The sequence below is a fragment of the Laribacter hongkongensis DSM 14985 genome (assembly GCF_000423285.1).
In the GTDB taxonomy this organism is placed as follows: domain Bacteria; phylum Pseudomonadota; class Gammaproteobacteria; order Burkholderiales; family Aquaspirillaceae; genus Laribacter; species Laribacter hongkongensis.
The window spans coordinates 23,458-40,094 of the sequence record NZ_AUHR01000015.1; the positions used below are offsets into that span (position 1 = coordinate 23,458).

Below are 16,637 nucleotides of genomic sequence, written 5' to 3' on the forward strand. Positions count from 1 at the left end.
TCTGCCCGGAAAACCGGGCTGGTTCATCCTCACCGGGTAGCATGGCCGCCGTGACATGGGCCGCAGGTTTCCGGCCCGGAATGGGGGGCATCAGTCAGGAGCCGGGACGTGCGGCAGGGTGGCCAGTCCGGACCGGACTGCTGTCATGCCGGCTCTGCCGGCAGCGGAAAACGGGTTTTGCTCCCTGGTTGTCTGTGCCTGCGCCCCGGCCGGGGTGCGCATTGTCCTGTTTGCGTCATGGGGCCGCTGGCATGGAGAGGCACGTCTGCCTGTGCTGCGGGAGTGTGAGCCGGTTGCGTCAGGGGCGCTTTGCCACAGGAACGGATACAACCTGAAGCCACGTCATGCTCAGTTTTCGGCAGTGGATGCCGATGACAGGTAATAAGGCTGTCCGCCAAGGATTATGACCATGTCGATTACTCCCGTTACATCCACACCGCAGGCCGGGCTGGCTACCGACAGCCAGTCCCGGGCGGGCGAACGCCAGAATGTAGGCAAGCAATTGCGCCAGGTCCTGTCGGAGCAGCGTGACAGCATGACGCGCATGTTGTCGCAGGCCCGGCAGCAAGCGGACGAGTCCACCAAGGCCTCGGCCCGCCAGCGGCTGAATCTGCTGAAAGAGCAGGTCAAGCTGATGCGCACGCTGATGGCCGGCCTGCCACCCAAGCAGCAGAAGGCCATGGCGGCCCAGCTCAAGCAGATGGCTCAGGAGCTGAAACAGCTGGCCCGGCAACTGGATACCGGGGGCGGTGATGCCGGCGTGGACGTGTCGCTCAGTACGGGCGGGCTGGCCGCTGCCGGTCGTAACGAGGCAGGCGCGGCCGAAGGCGAGGATGCATCCGCCGCTGCCGAGGCGCAGCAGCTGGCCAGCGAGGCCCGGCAGGCCGAGGCCGCCAGCACCGATGATGGAACGGCTGCGGGCGAAGAGGCCGGCAGCGAGGATGCCGGAGCGGCGCAGCAGGCGGACCAGGCCGCGGCGGACCTGTCGGCGCTGGCGTCCGGCATGCGCAACTGGTCGCCGTTTGGTGAGGATCGCCTGTCGCTGTCGGCCGAGGACGAGCAACTGGTACGGGAAATACTGTCCGGGTTGCGGCAGATGGTGGGCATGGCCCGGCGTGCCGATCCGCATGACCGTGATGCTAGGGCGGCCGAAAAGGCCTTGCAGGAACTGGGTCGGCAACTGGGGCTGGGAGCGTCGGTCAGCGTGTCGGTCTGACACGGCGCGCTGCCGGCAGATGCACAACGCCCACCGGATGGTGGGCGTTGTGCATGACGGGTCACCGGAGGCCGGTGACTCACGGATCAGTGGAACTGTTCTTCTTCGGTCGAGCCGGTCAGGGCCTTCACCGACGAGGAACCGCCCTGGATCACGGTGGTGACGTCGTCGAAGTAGCCGGCGCCGACTTCCTGCTGGTGCGACACGAAGGTGTAGCCCTGTTCGCGGGCGGCAAATTCCGGCTGCTGCACCATTTCGGTGTAGTGCTTCATGCCTTCGCCGCGGGCGTAAGCGTGGGCGAACTGGAAGGTGTTGTACCAGTTGATGTGGATGCCGGCCAGGGTGATGAACTGGTACTTGTAGCCCAGTGCCGAGAGTTCGTCCTGGAAGGAGGCGATGGTCTTGTCGTCGAGGTTTTTCTTCCAGTTGAAGGACGGCGAGCAGTTGTACGACAGCAGCTTGCCCGGGTTGGCGGCCAGCACGGCCTGGGCGAATTCGCGGGCGAATCCGAGGTCAGGGGTACCGGTTTCGCACCAGACGAGGTCAGCGTACGGTGCGTAGGCAACGCCGCGGCTGATGGCCTGTTCCAGACCGTTCTTGACGCGGTAGAAGCCTTCCTGGGTACGTTCGCCGGTACAGAACGGCTTGTCATTGGCGTCGTGGTCCGAGGTCAGCAGGTTGGCCGCTTCGGCATCGGTACGGGCAAGGATCAGGGTCGGCACGCCCATGACGTCGGCGGCAAAACGGGCCGAGATCAGCTTCTCGATGGCTTCCTGGGTCGGAACCAGCACCTTGCCGCCCATGTGGCCGCACTTCTTCACGGCAGCCAGCTGGTCTTCGAAGTGCACGCCTGCCGCGCCGGCGGCAATCATGTTCTTCATCAGTTCGAAGGCGTTGAGCACGCCACCGAAGCCGGCTTCGGCGTCAGCCACGATCGGCAGGAAGTAGTCGACGAACTCGGCGTCGCCCGGGTTGATGCCACGGCTCCACTGGATTTCGTCAGCGCGCTTGAAGGTGTTGTTGATGCGGCGCACCATGGTCGGCACCGAGTCGTAGGCGTACAGCGACTGGTCCGGGTACATGGTTTCGGAGGTGTTGCCGTCGGCAGCGACCTGCCAGCCGGAGAGGTACACGGCTTCCAGACCTGCCTTGGCCTGCTGCATGGCCTGACCGGCGGTGATGGCGCCGAAAGCGTTCACGTAACCCTTCTTGGCACCGCCGTTGACCTTGTCCCACAGCTTTTCCGCACCGCGGCGGGCCAGGGTGTATTCCGGCTGCAGCGAGCCGCGCAGACGCACCACGTCAGCAGCCGAGTAACCGCGCTTGACGTTTTTCCAGCGGGGGTTTTCAGCCCAGTCTTTTTCCAGGGCGGCGATTTGTTGTTCGCGAGTCGACATGACAGTTTGACCTCTATGTTCTTTGTTGGAGTGCGGGGATTGACTCCCCTGCCTGCTGCCGGGCGGCTTCAGATGGCCGCCTCGCCTGTGGATGCCGCAGGTTGTGCGGCATCCGGTCCGGACCGCGGATGGCGGTGAACATGGGGAGGGACATGACCTTGTTGTGCCGGTCTTGCGTTCCCGTCCGATTCAGGCTGCGTGGCGGATTATATGCACGCATGGTTGCAATGCAGCAAACATTTTTTTCCCGTTTTCGTATACGAAAATCATCGAAAAAGAACGGTTTGCGAAGGGCTGCACTTGTGCTGTGTCAGGACGGTTTTTCGGTCGGAAATGAACAGGGATCCTCCCCGTCAAGCGTACCGGCCGGACTTGAAAGTCGGGCTGACGCCCCTACCTAGCCAACAATTTCTTGCAAGAGGCCAACCATGCAAACCCCGGAAAACCAGACCCCCATCGACGAACCTGACCTGAGCGCCAAAGAGACGGCTGCCCCCGAGGCTGGCGAACTGATTCCGGAAACCGACGAAGCACAGGCACGTATTGCCGAGCTGGAGGCCGAAGTGGCCGAGCTCAAGGACCTGTTTGCCCGTGCCCGCGCCGAAACCGAAAACCAGCGTCGCCGCAGCCAGGAAGAAGTCATTGCCGCCGGTAAATACGCCATCGGCAAGTTTGCCCAGGAACTGCTGCCGGTACGCGATTGCCTGGAAATGGCCCTGATGGACCAGTCCGGCAATGTCGAGGCCATGAAAATGGGCGTGGACATGACGCTCAAGCAGCTGGCCGGTGCCTTTGAAAAGGTCAACCTGACCGAAATCGCTCCCGTGGCCGGCGACCGGCTGGACCCGCACCGCCATCAGGCCATGAGCATGGAGCCTGCCGACCTGGAGCCCAACACCGTCGTGCGCGTCATGCAGAAGGGCTACTTGCTGGCAGACCGCGTGCTGAGGCCGGCTATGGTGATTGTGGCGGCTCCCAAAGCCTGATTGCAGACACAAGGGGGCTTGAAAGCCTCCAGGCGATCCCCACTTGAGCGTCAAGGATAACGATCGGCGATCTCCCGGGACCGCCGGAATCAACAGAATACGAAAAGGAATGAACACTATGGGCAAGATCATCGGCATTGACCTTGGTACTACCAACAGCTGCGTGGCCGTGCTGGAAAACGGCCAGCCGAAGGTTATCGAAAACTCCGAAGGCGCACGGACCACGCCTTCCGTCGTCGCCTACATGGAAGACGGCGAAATCCTCGTCGGTGCCCCGGCCAAGCGCCAGGCCGTGACCAACGCCAAGAACACCATCTTCGCTTCCAAGCGCCTGATCGGTCGCCGCTTCGAAGAGAAGGAAGTCCAGAAGGACATCGACCTGATGCCGTTCTCCATCGTCAAGGCCGACAACGGCGACGCATGGATCGACGTGCGCGGCAAGAAGCTCGCTCCGCCGCAGATTTCCGCCGAAGTGCTGCGCAAGATGAAGAAGACCGCCGAAGACTACCTCGGCGAAGATGTCACCGAAGCCGTCATCACCGTGCCGGCCTACTTCAACGACAGCCAGCGCCAGGCCACCAAGGATGCCGGCCGCATCGCCGGCCTGGAAGTCAAGCGCATCATCAACGAGCCGACTGCGGCTGCGCTGGCTTTCGGCATGGACAAGAGCGAGAAGGGTGACAAGAAGATTGCCGTGTACGACCTTGGCGGCGGTACCTTCGACATCTCGATCATCGAGATCGCCGACGTTGACGGTGAAAAGCAGTTCGAAGTGCTGGCCACCAACGGTGACACCTTCCTTGGCGGCGAAGACTTCGACCAGCGCCTGATCGACTACATCGTTACCGAATTCAAGAAGGAACAGGGCGTCGACCTCAAGAACGACGTGATGGCCCTGCAACGCCTCAAGGAGGCCGCCGAAAAGGCCAAGATCGAACTGTCGTCGGGCCAGCAGACCGAAATCAACCTGCCGTACATCACCATGGACGCGACGGGTCCGAAGCACCTGACCATGAAGATCACCCGCGCCAAGTTCGAGTCGCTGGTGGATGAACTCATCGAGCGTTCGATCGAGCCGTGCCGTGTTGCCATCAAGGATGCCGGCCTCAAGGTCAGCGACATCGACGACGTGATCCTCGTCGGTGGCCAGAGCCGCATGCCGAAGGTGCAGGAAGCGGTCAAGACCTTCTTCGGCAAGGAACCGCGCCGTGACGTGAACCCGGACGAAGCCGTGGCCGTCGGTGCCGCCATCCAGGGCTCGGTGCTGTCGGGCGAGCGCAAGGACCTGCTGCTGCTCGACGTCACCCCGCTGTCGCTCGGTATCGAGACGATGGGCGGCATCATGACCAAGCTGATCCAGAAGAACACCACCATCCCGACCAAGGCAACCCAGGTGTTCTCGACCGCTGACGACAACCAGACGGCCGTGACCATCCACGTGTTGCAGGGCGAACGCGAAAAGGCAGCCGCCAACAAGTCGCTGGGCCAGTTCAACCTGTCGGACATCCCGCCGGCACCGCGCGGCCTGCCGCAGATCGAAGTGACCTTCGACATCGACGCCAACGGCATCCTGCACGTGTCGGCCAAGGACAAAGCTACCGGCAAGCAGGCCAACATCACCATCCAGGCTTCGAGCGGTCTGTCCGAAGCCGAAATCGAAAAGATGGTGCGTGATGCCGAGCTGAATGCCGAAGAAGACAAGAAGCTCGCCGAGCTGGTACAGGCCCGCAACCAGGCCGAAGGCCTGATCCACAGCGTCAAGAAGTCGCTGGCCGACTACGGCGACAAGATCGGCGCTGACGAAAAGGCCAGGATCGAAGCCGCCATCAAGGATGCCGAAGAAGCCGTCAAGGGCGAAGACAAGGCCGCGATCGAAGCCAAGAGCGAAGAGCTGGCCAAGGCCAGCCAGAAGCTGGGCGAGATCATGTACGCCCAGGCCCAGGCTGAATCGCAGGCAGCAGGCGAAGGCCAGCCGGACGCCGGCAAGAAGGACGACGGCAATGTGGTCGATGCCGAGTTCGAAGAAGTCAAGAAGGACAAGCAGTAACTCCTGAACCGGTCTGGCCCGCGGTGCGATCCGCGCTGCGGGCAACGGCCTGAAACCCGAACGGAGGCGCGGATCATCATCCGTGCCTCCGTCTTTCTGTGGTGAAACCCATGTCGAAAAAAGATTTCTACGACGTACTCGGCGTCAACCGCGATGCGTCCGACGACGACATCAAGAAGGCTTACCGCAAGCTGGCGATGAAATATCACCCGGACCGCAATCCGGACAGCAAGGATGCCGAAGAAAAATTCAAGGAAGCCAAGGAAGCCTACGAAATCCTGTCGGACGCGCAAAAGCGGGCGGCGTATGACCAGTACGGTCACGCCGGCGTCGATCCGCAGGCCGGCTTTGGCGGTGCCGGCGGACAGCAGGGCTTCGGCGGCTTCGGTGACGCCTTTGCCGACATTTTCGGTGACATTTTTGGCGGCGGCGCCCGTGCCGGTGGTGGCGGGGGACGCAATGCGGTCTACCGTGGCTCCGACCTGCGCTACAACCTGGAAATCACCCTTGAGGAAGCGGCGCGCGGCTGTGAAAAGCAGATCCGCATCCCGACCATGGAAGAGTGTTCGCACTGCCATGGTTCCGGCGCCAAGCCGGGCACCGAACCGAAAACCTGCCCGACCTGCGGTGGCGCTGGCCAGGTGCGCATGCAGCAGGGCTTTTTCTCCATCCAGCAGACCTGCCCGACCTGCCACGGTTCCGGCAAGCAGATCACCGATCCGTGCAACGTCTGTCATGGCGCCGGCCGGGTCAAGTCGCAGAAGACCCTCAACGTCAAGATTCCGGCCGGGGTCGACGATGGCGACCGCATCCGCCTTTCCGGTGAGGGCGAGCCCGGCACCAATGGCGGACCGGCCGGTGACCTGTACGTCGTGACCCACATCAAGCCGCACGCAGTGTTCGAGCGCGACGGCATGGACCTGCACTGCGAAATGCCGATTTCGTTCGCCACCGCCGCGCTGGGCGGTGAAATCGAAATCCCGACGCTCGACGGAGCCGCCAAGCTGCGCATTCCGGCCGAAACCCAGTCCGGTCAGGTGTTCCGCCTGCGCGGCAAGGGGATCAAGGCCCTGCGTGCCAGCCAGCATGGCGACCTGATGTGTCACGTGCAGGTGGAAACGCCGGTCAAGCTGACCGATCGCCAGAAGGAACTGCTGCGCGAGTTTGACGCCATCAGCCAGGGCGCACCGGCCAAGCACAATCCGAAAGCCCAGTCCTTCATGGACAAGCTGAAGGATTTTTTTGGCGGTTAATCGACATTTATTCAGGGTTTTTACATGCCCCGCGCGATGCGGGGCATGTTTTTTTATGGCGTTTCTGCGAAATGACCAGTGTTTGCAAACGGAAATGACTTCGGTATCTTTCGTCAGGCTTGTGCGTGAATCTACGTAGGAAGTGCAGGGAGGCCGGCAGATGAACGACCCGTTTTGACGTGGTAGTGCACGCGGTTTGCCTGCGACGGAGAAACGACTCCCGCCCGGACAGGAGCGGGGGCAGACAAGGAGTGGTCGTATGCAAGAGTTGGTGGACGCCGTCAACGGCGTCGTCTGGAGCCAGGCGCTGATTTTCCTGTGCCTGGGCGTCGGTCTGTATTTTTCCCTGCGCACACGGTTTTTGCAGCTGCGCTATCTCAAGCAGATGGTGTGCCTGATGGTGGAAGGCAAGGCCGACGGGCAAGGGGTGAGCTCGTTCCAGGCGCTGTCGATCTCGCTGTCCGGTCGCGTGGGGACCGGCAACATTGCCGGCGTGGCGGCGGCCATTACTTTTGGTGGACCGGGCGCCGTTTTCTGGATGTGGGTGGTGGCTTTCCTGGGGGCCTCCAGTGCCTTTGTCGAGTCGACGCTGGCGCAGATCTACAAGGAGCGCGAGGGCAACCAGTATCGCGGTGGTCCGGCCTATTACATTGAAAAAGGGCTGGGCGTGAAATGGTACGCGTGGGCCTTTGCCATCGTGACCATTCTGGCGACCGGCGTGCTGCTGCCGGGCGTGCAATCCAACAGCATTGCCAGCAGCATGGAGTCGGCCTTCGGCGTGGCACGCAGCGTCACGGCTGCCGTACTGGTGCTGCTGATGGGCATGATCATTTTCGGTGGCGTGCGGCGCATCGCCCGCGTGGCCGAAGTGGTGGTGCCGTTCATGGCACTGGGCTACATCTTGGTGGCTTTCGTGATCCTGGCGCTCAACCTGGACCGCGTACCGGGCATCCTCAGCCTGATCGTTGAAAGCGCATTCGGCCTGCAGGCCGGTTTTGGCGCCATGGTCGGCATGGCCATCATGTGGGGCGTCAAGCGCGGCGTGTTTTCCAACGAGGCCGGGCAGGGCACGGGGCCGCATCCGGCTGCCGCCGCCCATGTGTCGCATCCGGCCAAGCAAGGGCTAGTGCAGGCGTTTTCGGTGTACGTCGATACCCTGTTCGTGTGCTCGGCCACGGCCTTCATGATCCTGCTGACCGGCTTTTACAACGTGGCAGGGCCGGATGGCAGCATGATCTACGCCGGACTGGCCGGCGTTGAAGCCGGACCGGGGTATACCCAGGCTGCCGTGGAGGCGATGTTGCCGGGATTCGGCAGCACGTTCGTGGCCGTTGCCCTGTTTTTCTTCGCCTTTACGACCATCCTCGCCTACTACTACATCGCAGAAACCAATGTGGCGTACATCAACCGCACGCTGCACCAGCCGTGGCTGATGTTCCTGCTGAAAGTGGTGCTGCTGTCGGCCACCCTGTACGGCTGCGTGCGCACGGCATCGGTGGCATGGGGACTGGGCGACATCGGCGTGGGGCTGATGGCGTGGCTGAACCTGGTGGCGATCCTGCTGTTGCAAAAGCCGGCCCTGCTGGCGCTGGCTGATTACGAAGCACAGCGGCGCGCCGGGCTGGACCCGCAGTTCCATCCCGAGCGCCTTGGCATCCGCAATGCCGATTACTGGCAGGGCACGCCGGCGACGCCGTTGCCCGAGCATGCGCACAGTGAAGAAGGATTTGTACCGGCCAAAACCCGCTGATTCCGGTCAGCCGGACTGCCAGACAGGCTCCCGCACGGGAGCCTGTTGCATTGTGCCGGTCCCGGAATCATGGCAGACCGCCTGGAACCCGTCCGGGCAGGGCTGCCGGCATCCCGCGGGAACCTCCCCTTGCGGCGTGATGGCCCGGTCTACTGCTGGCTGACCGGGCGGCTTTGCCGGTTGCCCGCATCTCACCCGGTGTGCGGATTGTTGCGGAGCGGGAGGCCTGCCGGCCTTCGCCGGGTGGCTGGTCCGGCAGCGGGCACAAAAAAACACGGCACCCGGAGGTGCCGTGCTTGCCGGTGCAAAATCCGGAAGGTCAGTCAACGTGCAGCTGGCCGTTACCCAGCAGCTTGTTGAGGATCTCCTGGTCGCTGCCGCCGAGGTCTCCCAGGGCGACACCTTCCAGCACGATCTGCTGGGTCATGCTGCCCGAGCTGCCGTCCGGACGGACATCGATGACGGTATTGCCGTGGCCGTCGTCCCTGAAGTCCAGATACTGGTCCAGCGTGGCTGCCGACTTGTCGCCGGCGTGCTGGAGCAGGTCGGAGAAGTCGAGGATGTCGCCCTGCTTGCCGTTGGCCGTCAGGTGGAAATCCTTGACCACGTCGCGGGCAGGTGCGCTGCCGGTGCCGGCATCAGCCAGATTCCAGACAAAGGTGTCGATTCCGGAGCCACCGATCAGGATGTCGTTGCCGGCACCTCCGGTCAGGGTGTCATTGCCGGAACCGCCGAGCAATACGTCGTTGCCGTGGCCGCCGAGCAGCGTATCGTTGCCCGCTCCGCCAAACAGCACGTCGTTGCCGGCCCCGCCGGACAGGTGGTCATCTCCGCCCATGCCCATCAGGACATCATTGCCTTCGCCGCCGTAGAGCCGGTCGTTGCCGTCACCCGCAGCGCCTTCCAGCTCCTGGGCCAGATCCTTGAGGGCATCGGCCGACATGCTGTGGATGGCCTGGGTCAGGTCTTCCACCGAGTAGCCTTCGGCGTGCAGCAAGCCCTGCAAGGATCCCAGATAGGCATCAAGCCCGGCCTGGCTGCCGACATGGCCGCCGTCACCGATCAGGAGGTCGTCGCCTCCCTGGCCATACACGGTGTCGTGGCCGCTGCCGCCGATCAGGATGTCGCCCTTGTCGAACTGGTCGACATGGGTCGGCTTGCCGTCGATGGTCACGTCACCGCTGCTCTTCGATACGTCGAAATCATCCGGATGCTTCTGGATGTAGTCGAGCATCTGGGCGGCGCTCAGCTTGTCGGCGCTGATTCCCAGTGCGGCGGCAATGACGGCCTGGAGGTTGGCAAAGCCGCTGTCACCGAAGATGACGTCGTTGCCGGCGCCGCCGTGGATGATGTCGGAACCGGGGATGGCATCGAAGGTGGCGTTCTTGCCGGCCTCAAGCGCTGCGTCCAGCTGGTCCTTGTTGGTGGCAAGGATGTAGCTGCCGTTGCTGCTGTACTGGCCGAGGTTGCCCGGCAGGCTGCCGGCGTTGCCGACGCCGATGACGAAGATGCTGGATACGTCCTTCAGCGAATCGGCTGCCGCCAGCGAGTCGGCGGTTTCCTGGGCGCTTCCGTCCATACCGCTACCGTCGGTAGTCATCAGGTCCTTGATGACCACTGTGGTTGTGCCATCGTCGTTGACGCGCACGACTTTGGCCGTATAAGTGCCGTAACTGTTGCGTTCCCCTTGTTCGAGGCGATAAGTCTGCCCCGTGGCCTGGTCGTGCCATGCCTGTCCCAGTGCCTGACCGGTCGGAATCTGGACGGTGACATTGTCAGTGGTCGTGAACGAGACCTCCTTGTCGAGCGTGATGGTGCGCCCGTCGGTGGGATCGTTTTTCTGGTTCAGGAGGGTGACCCACTTGCTGCCGTTGTTGTATTGCAGCTCATACGACCTGGAGCTGTCCGAGCCGGAACGAACCACGCGATACGACACGTCGGTCCCGTCAACTTCGGCAGTCCAGGATATCCGCTCTTTGCCGCTCCAGTCTTTGCCACTCCAGTTGTCCGAGTTCGGAACGGTGACCGAATCAAACGAAACGGTGTGGCTGATCTTGTCGGCAAACGAGTTCTCGTACCGTGAAGTCGGTTTGCCGTCGGTAACAAAGTAGGTGTGGTTGGTGTACCCGTCTGTCGGCTGCTGGCTGAACCACTGCTCGGCCTGCATGAAGGCCGATTCGTAGTTGGTGTTGCCAGTTGCCGTGATGTTGCCCATGGCCTGCATGAAGGTGGAGCCAGACGAGGTGTCCAGATGCCAGTTGCCCTGGGCATCCTGTACGCACAGGTCGCGCAGGGTCACGCCTTGCAGCGCCATCTTGCTGCCCGAGTCGAAGTCGACAATGCTCAGGTTGATGGTGCCGTCAAAGTCGGCCATGTTGTCGAGCAGGGTCTGGATGGCGTTCTTGGCCACGTCGATCCGGGCGCTGGACGAGTAGCCGCCCGTGCTCATGTACGATTCCATCGAGCCCGAACTGTCGAGGATGATGCACAGGTTGTAGTTCATCCCTGGCGTGCTGATGCCGCCGGAACCGCTGACGTCACCGGTGATGATTTCGCCGGAGCTGTCGCCGAGCAGGGTGTCGCCGTGGCTGGTGCCGGTAACGGTATCGACCGGCGACACGGTGACCGTGGCCCAGTCGGTGGCTTTGTCGGCGTCTGTCACCCTGTACTCAAGTTGCAGGTCCTTGACGTAGTCCACCGTACCGTTGCCGTCCTTGTCCAGCGGCGTGACGGTGACGGTGCCCTTGTCGTAGTCGACCGTGATCGAGTAGTAGTCGTCCATGCCGTCGGCAAGCTTGACCGACGGGTCTTGGTCGGATCCTTTGGCGATGTGCAGGTCGCTGTGCTTGCCGTCCGGATCGCTGTCATTGGCCAGCAGTTGCTCAAAGGTCAGGGTGAAGCTGTCCGCATGACCGATGATTTCGGTGGTGACGTTGCCATCTCCCGGGTGGCTGCCGCTGATGCTGCCGTTGGATTCCCAGTTGCCGGTGGAGGCCATGCCGCCATGGACGGTGAGCTGTCCGCCCTGGCTGACGTCGCCGTCGACATACATGAAGCCGTTGACCGTCAGCTGGCTCTGGTTGACCAGGTTGCCGTTCAGGATCACCGTCATCGGGTTGTCCGGTGTACCGAAGGTATGGCCGTCCACCGTCAGCGTGACCGGCTGGCCGTCCGGGCCGGTGATGTAGAGGATCTTGCCGTTTGCCTGCTGTTGCGCCTGGTTCAGGGCCTGTTCGACCTGGGCCGGTGTCCACGACGGATCGATGACGACCGTCTGGATCATGCCTTCGGCCATCAGGTTGCCGAAGCTGACCGGGTTGCCGTTGTTGTCGGTGAAGAAGCGCCCGAAAAAGTCGGCTTCGGTTTCCTTGAGCAGCGTGTCGTTTTCGTTGATCGAGCCGTTGCCGGAGGCGTGCTGACCGCACTGGACCGTGCTGCCTGCGCCCTCAACAGGATGGACATTGCCCTTGATGCTGGCTTCGCCCTTGACCGAAATCAGCGCTCCGTCGGTCTGCACGGTGACGGTGGTCTGGAAGTGCGCATCCTTGTCGATGTAGATCACGTCATCGACGGCATCCGGCCCGGTGTTTTCCACCTTGATGGTGATGGTGTCGCGCGCGGTGTCGCCGTCCTTGTCGGTGCCGGCAAAGGTGAAGCTGTGGTCACCGGCCCGTGTGCCGGTGCCGGCGTCAAAGCTGTAGCCGTACTGGCCGTTGCCAAGGCTGGTCACGGTCAGCGTGCCGCCGGCAATACTGATGCTGGCTTCGCCCTGCGCATTGAATTCCAGCGGTTGCGGCTTGTCCGTTCCGTAGGCAACGGTCAGCGCGCCCCGGGTTGCGGCACCGTCGGCGCCGTAGTCCAGGGTAAAGCCGCCGGTGGCATGGCTTTCACCCGTGCCTTCCAGACGGTTGGCCGAATCGGCGGGCTGGGTCACGGTCAGTTTCGGTACATCATCGATGATGGTGACCGTCAGTGCCCCTTCGCTCGTGCCAACAGAGTTTTCCAGCTTGATGCTGATGGAATCGTCCAGTTCGTTGTTGCCGTCGGCTGGTGCATGTTGCTGCCCCTGGTTCAGGGTGTAGCTGTATGTGACCTGTCCGTTCTTGATGGACAGGATGGTCAGCGTGCCGTTGGTAGTCTGGAGGGTCCAGGTTTCACCGGCAGCCGGGTTGGCTGAGCCGTTGGCATCCAGCGTGATTTCCAGCTTGTTGCCGGCATCGGTCAAGACCAGTTTGCCGTCTGTTCCGTTCATGGAAACCGTAAACGATCCTTCGGTGCTTTCCTTGTCACTGCCCGGATTCGTGCCGGTTGCCAGTGCGGCTTCTTCGACGGTTATAGAACCGGGCGGTACGGTCAGGCTGGGAGTTTCGACCGAGATGACCGGAATGGTGACCGAAGTGCTGGCGCTGTCGCCGTCACCGTCCTTGGTGATGAAATCCAGCGTGAAGTCCTTGCCGTTGGGCATGCTGAACGACTCGTACTGCTTGAACGTCCAGTCACCCTTGCCGTCAAGTACCACCACGAACAGTGGCTTGCCGTCTATCGTGGCCGTCAGCATGGCTCCACCGCTGCGTCCCGGTTCGACTTGGAGCTGGGCTTCTACGGATTTGCCATTGATGATGACCTGCATCGTGTCGCCATTCTTGTAATCCAGCGTGGCGTTGGCATAGCCCTCGGCAAAGCCGTCGGCCCCGGATTCTCCGGTTACGGTACCGGAATAGGTGACAAGAGGCGGCAGGGCAGTGACGAAATCAATACCCTGGATGGTGAAGTCGCTGTTTTCCCCATTGTCTACGGCTGAGATCACCACCTTGTCAAAACCCTTGGCAAGGTATTCGTCGATGCTCACCTGGAACTGTCCGTCGCGGCTGTTGCCGGTGATCACGACGGAGTGCACGACTTCACCATTGCGATAGAAGGTAATCAGGGCTTTTTCCGAGACATGGTCCCATGCCGTCGGCTCGGAAGATCCTGAGTAGAACGCGCCAAAGTCGACGGTGATGCCGTAGGCGAGCTTGCCCCCCAGGTCAAACACAACGGCTTCTGCATTACCCTTGCTGTCTGCCCCGATTTCCTCATGATGGATGCCGCCATTGACGGTCAGGCCGCGGTCCTGATCGACCGTGTAATCACTGTATCCCAGCGAGCCACTTTGGGTTATCGAGGCAATCTGGCCATCTTTGCCATAAACCACTTTGGCTGCCGACATGCTGATCTGCCCGTTCCAGACGCTGCTCTCGAGAGACTGACCGTAATCGGTGAAGTCTAGGCGGCCATGGCCTACCAGATCGGTCGTGCTTGTGACCAGTACCGGATCGGTTGCACTGATCGCAGGACCGTCATCCTCGAACTTCAGGGTCAGGTCGGCCGAATTGCTGGTGGTATCGCCATCATTGTCCGTGACCGACGCATTGACCTTGATGCCACCCAGTGTCAGCGTTTCGTCGTGGTCCGCTGTCGTGCTGCCCGGGTTCTCCGGATGGTAGAGGGAAGCTCCGTCATGCTGCTCCAGAGTCACCTGGCCCGTTTGGGCATCCACGGAGAGTGTGAATACTGGCGTGCCATTGGCCATGCCCGAAATCGAACCATCAGCGTTTTTAACCAGTATCAGGTCATGTTTTTGACCATTGACCAAGGCCTGCAGCCCGGTGGATCCATTGGCAATTTCAAGCGAATAGTTCCGGCTGGCTTCACCATCGGCACCCGCATTGACACTGAACAGCTTGCTTGCGTCCAGACTGCTGCTGGCTTGTGATCCGCTGCCTTCCAGCTCCAGACCCGGTCCCTTGATGTTATCGGCAAAGCTTTCATCAACGGTTAGCGAACCGGGCTGGCCTATGATGACCGGCACGTCATCGACGATATTGATGTCGAGCGAACCGCTGGCGGTATCGCCGGTCTGGTCGGTGACGGTGATGGTGATGTTGTCGGACACCTGGTCGTTGCCCGGCTGGCCGTGGGTCTGGGAGCCGTTGAGCGTGTAGGTGTACTCGACCGTACCGTTGGTGATGCCGGTGATGGTCAGGGTGCCACGGTCGGTGGCAATGCTGATGCCGCCGTCCGGAATGACGGCATTGCCGGCCGCATCCAGCTGGAAGGGCTGGTCTCCGATGGTGATCGTGCCGGCCTCACCGTGGAGGTCGATCGTGATGGTGCCGGAAGTGCTTTCGCGGCTGCCGTCCGGAGTGCTGCCGGTGGCGAGGTCGGATTCGTATACCTCGGTGCCGGCCGTGCCGGTTGCCGGTATGTTCAGGGTCGGCACTTTGTCGTCACCGGTGATCTTGACGGTGATGGTGGTGGTCGAAGTATCCCCGTCCTTGTCGGTGATGGTGTAGCTGAAGGTGTCTTCGAAGACCGAGCCCTTGGGTACGTCGACGCCCGGGGTGAGGACATAGGAATAGGTGCCGTCGGCATTGAGCGTCAGGGAACCGTATTGGCCCTGGATGGCCGTACCGACATTGCCGGTCAGGGCATCGCTGCTGGTCCCGGCCGTGACACCGGAGACAATCTTGCCGTCCGGAGCATCGGCGCCGAACACGTCGTTACTGAGAACGTTGCCATTGTCGGTGGAGCCCCCCTGGGCATCCTTCTCCCCGATGCTGACGGTATCTTTATTGGCAGTAGGCACGTCATCGACGATGTTGATGTCGAGCGAACCGCTGGCGGTATCGCCGGTCTGGTCGGTGACGGTGATGGTGATGTTGTCGGACACCTGGTCGTTGCCCGGCTGGCCGTGGGTCTGGGAGCCGTTGAGCGTGTAGGTGTACTCGACCGTACCGTTGGTGATGCCGGTGATGGTCAGGGTGCCGCGGTCGGTGGCAATGCTGATGCCGCCGTCCGGGATGACGGCATTGCCGGCCGCATCAATGGTGATGCTGGTGCCGTTGATGGTGAGGGTGGCGGTTTCACCGTTGAGGCCGGTGATGCTGAAGGTGCTGCTGGCCGTTGCCTGGTTGACGTTGCCGGCATTGCTGCTGCCGCCGGGCAGGTTGGCTTCGGACACCGAGAGTTCGCCGCCGAGGATGTCCAGTCCGCTGAGGACCGGTGTCCCCGGATTGGTCGCAGGATTGGTGGCGCCGGGAATCGTCTGGATTTCGCGCAGTTCGGCCTGGCCGCTGGCCATGGAGAGCTGATTGAGGCTTTCGCTGATGCGGTCAAGGCGCACGAAGGACATGCCGCCTTCGTCGCCACCGCCCCCGGTCAGACCGGCCGCGGTTTCTTCAAGGATGCCCAGAGGATCGTTGCCGGTTTGCAGGGCGGCAATGATCTGCTCGGCTTCTGCGGCGGTGGCCGGGTCTGCCGCAGCGGTTTCTGCCGCGGCCAGTTCGACAGGGACGGGATCGGCTGCACCGGTTTGCTGGAACAGGGTGCCGTCGGCCATGGCGTATTGCACGGAGGCATTGGGAGCCAGGACCAGTTGCTCGCCTGCCTGGAGGATGTCTCCGGCCTTGAGTATCCGGACGCTGCCGTCCGGTGCGATGGCTTTGGCTTCTCCCTGGATGGCGATGACTTTTGCTTGTGCAGGAATGCTCATGGCGTTCTCCTCGGTCAGATTCTCACTTTCGCATGCTAAGTAGATTCACGTATCCGGCCTATTGTCCTTTCGGGCAGTCCGCTTTCTGATGCCGGAAAAGGCGGAGAAAACGCAGGAGAACTTGATGTGACACAAGCATGCAGGCAGGGCAGTGATGCCGGAGCCCGTGCCCGCTATGACCGGGAGCATGAGGCCGGCTGCGGGACGGGCTGTCACCGACCGGGGGAGGGCTGCCCTTATACAAAGCAAACCGGACGGCGGATGCGGGCAATCGGCAGGGCTGGAATGGCATCCCCGATGTCGGGAAACGTGCCGCCGGCATGATTTATTCGCCGGAAACGCGTAGGAAACGGTATGGAAAGGAGCGGATGGAGGGTAAACCCCCTTTTTCATAAATTCATGTCGGGTAAGGGGAATACCAATAAATATCAATGACTTATTTGTGTGTCCGTGA

The 16,637-nt window shown here is 62.0% G+C and carries 7 protein-coding genes; 5 read left to right on the plus strand and 2 right to left on the minus strand.

The features are described 5' to 3' along the window. Positions 1 to 409: 409 nt before the first annotated feature. Complete coding sequence (locus tag G542_RS0111450; RefSeq protein ID WP_155826671.1) at positions 410 to 1,216, plus strand: hypothetical protein; 807 nt, start codon at positions 410 to 412, stop codon at positions 1,214 to 1,216. An 86-nt stretch (positions 1,217 to 1,302) separates the two neighbouring features. On the opposite strand, the gene aceA is transcribed toward G542_RS0111450, so the two are convergent. After that, positions 1,303 to 2,613 carry an isocitrate lyase gene (gene aceA / locus G542_RS0111455; protein WP_012698186.1) on the minus strand — a complete coding sequence of 437 codons (1,311 nt, stop codon included), beginning with the start codon at positions 2,611 to 2,613 and terminating at the stop codon, positions 1,303 to 1,305. A gap of 428 nt (positions 2,614 to 3,041) precedes the next feature. Between aceA and grpE the strand changes: the two genes are divergently transcribed. The 4 genes from grpE to G542_RS0111475 all read left to right on the plus strand — a co-directional run bounded on the left by grpE (position 3,042) and on the right by G542_RS0111475 (position 8,649). Then, a complete protein-coding gene (gene grpE, locus G542_RS0111460) occupies positions 3,042 to 3,599 on the plus strand; it encodes a nucleotide exchange factor GrpE (RefSeq protein ID WP_027824180.1) in 558 nt (185 codons plus the stop codon). A gap of 118 nt (positions 3,600 to 3,717) precedes the next feature. Further along, a complete protein-coding gene (dnaK, locus tag G542_RS0111465) occupies positions 3,718 to 5,646 on the plus strand; it encodes a molecular chaperone DnaK (RefSeq protein WP_027824181.1) in 1,929 nt (642 codons plus the stop codon). A 110-nt stretch (positions 5,647 to 5,756) separates the two neighbouring features. Then, the gene (gene dnaJ, locus G542_RS0111470; protein WP_027824182.1) at positions 5,757 to 6,899 is read left to right on the plus strand and encodes a molecular chaperone DnaJ; all 1,143 of its coding nucleotides are present in this window, start codon (positions 5,757 to 5,759) and stop codon (positions 6,897 to 6,899) included. A 259-nt stretch (positions 6,900 to 7,158) separates the two neighbouring features. Further along, positions 7,159 to 8,649 carry an alanine/glycine:cation symporter family protein gene (locus G542_RS0111475; protein WP_012698180.1) on the plus strand — a complete coding sequence of 497 codons (1,491 nt, stop codon included), beginning with the start codon at positions 7,159 to 7,161 and terminating at the stop codon, positions 8,647 to 8,649. Between the two features lie 319 nt (positions 8,650 to 8,968). Here G542_RS0111475 and G542_RS0111480 read toward each other — a convergent pair whose 3' ends face one another. Beyond that, positions 8,969 to 16,183 carry a retention module-containing protein gene (locus G542_RS0111480; protein WP_027824183.1) on the minus strand — a complete coding sequence of 2,405 codons (7,215 nt, stop codon included), beginning with the start codon at positions 16,181 to 16,183 and terminating at the stop codon, positions 8,969 to 8,971. Positions 16,184 to 16,637 lie beyond the last annotated feature (454 nt).